Source organism: Kitasatospora sp. NPDC059571 (genome assembly GCF_042735675.1).
In the GTDB taxonomy this organism is placed as follows: Bacteria; Actinomycetota; Actinomycetes; order Streptomycetales; family Streptomycetaceae; genus Kitasatospora.
On record NZ_JBHWBW010000217.1, the window covers coordinates 6,374 to 7,737 of the forward strand.

Here is a 1,364-nt window from a genome sequence, read left to right on the forward strand (position 1 = left end):
TCACCCCCACAGCCCCCCGCTACACCCCAAACCCCCCCCCCCCCCGCCCCCGCCCGGGGGGGGGCCGGCCCGCCCCCCGCCCGGCCCACACCCCCCCGGCGGGGGGGGGCCCGCCCCGCCCCGCGGCGTCGGGATCCGGCCGAGCAGGCCCGGACGGCCCTCAATCCGACAAAACCGGCACGGCGGCCCGCCGCACGCCGTAGGGTCCGTGGGAACGGCACTGACTGACGACGAATCGAGGTCCCGTGGCAGACACCTTCGGTGCGAACAGCGGAGTCGGAACGACCATCGCCCTGCTGGAGGCGGAACTCCCCCGCATCGGTGAGCAGCGGCGGCGGCTGGAGGAGGAACTGGCCGCGGTCGTGGCCCGGGAGAACGCCATGACCGGCGCCCTGGAAGGGCTCCGGGCGCTCGCCCCCGTGGCCGTCGCGACTCCGTCCGCGGCAGCTGCCCCCGACCGGGCACCGGCACCGGCACCGGCACCCGCCCCGGAGACCGCCGGTCCGACGGCCGCCGATCCGACCGACACCGAGCCGACCGATACCGCCGGGCCGGCCGACGAGACCCCCGCGGCGGAGCCTGCCGTCGAGCCGGAGCCGGCCGTGGCGGCGGAGCCCACGGTCCCGAAGGCCCGCCGCAAGGCCGCGCCCCGGAAGACCGTCCCGGCGGCCCGGACCACCGGCCCCCGGACGACCGCCCGCAAGAGCGCCGGCCCGAAGTCCTCCGGGACGAAGGCCTCGACGGCCAAGGCCACCGGGGCGAAGAGCGTCGGGGCGAAGAGCGTCGGCGCGAAGGCGGCGGAGGCAGCGCCCGCAGCAGCGGAGGCACCGGCCCGGAAGGCCTCGGGCCGCAAGGCGTCCACCGCGAAGGCGCCGGGGAAGAAGCCCGCGGCCGACCGCACGGTCAAGGCCGCCACCAAGGCCGGCTCCGGGGCCAAGGCCGGCGCCGCGACGAAGTCCGAGAGCCGGACCGAGCCGAAGGCCGCCGCCAAGGCCGAGGCGGCGGATCAGGCGGTGCCGGGTTCGCGTCGGCGCACCGATGCGACCACCGTGCTCTCCGCCCTCGCCCGGGCGGCCGGGCCGCTGCGCGCCCGCGAGGTGACCGTCGCGCTGGGCCTCGACGACCTCACCGGCAACGTCAACGCCGTCCGCACCATGCTGGAGCGGCTGGTCAGGGCGGACCGGGCGCAGCGCACGGGCCGCGGCCTGTACGCAGCACTGGCCGGCTGACCGGCACCGATCGCGCTGCCGGCCGCGTACCCCGCGGCAGGTGCGGCATCACCGGGCCCCCGCCGTAGGAGCGGGCGGGGCCGGGGGGGGGCGCGCCCGGGGGGGCCCCCGGGTGCGGCCGGGTGTGGGCCCCGC

General features: G+C 79.5%; 1 protein-coding gene. It reads left to right on the forward strand.

All coding sequences use genetic code 11. From position 1 onward, the window contains the following. The first annotated feature begins 245 nt into the window (after positions 1–245). Entirely contained in the window at positions 246–1,229 is a 984-nt protein-coding gene (locus ACFV0G_RS22775; RefSeq protein ID WP_380550791.1) for a hypothetical protein, read from the forward strand. Positions 1,230–1,364: the final 135 nt, after the last annotated feature.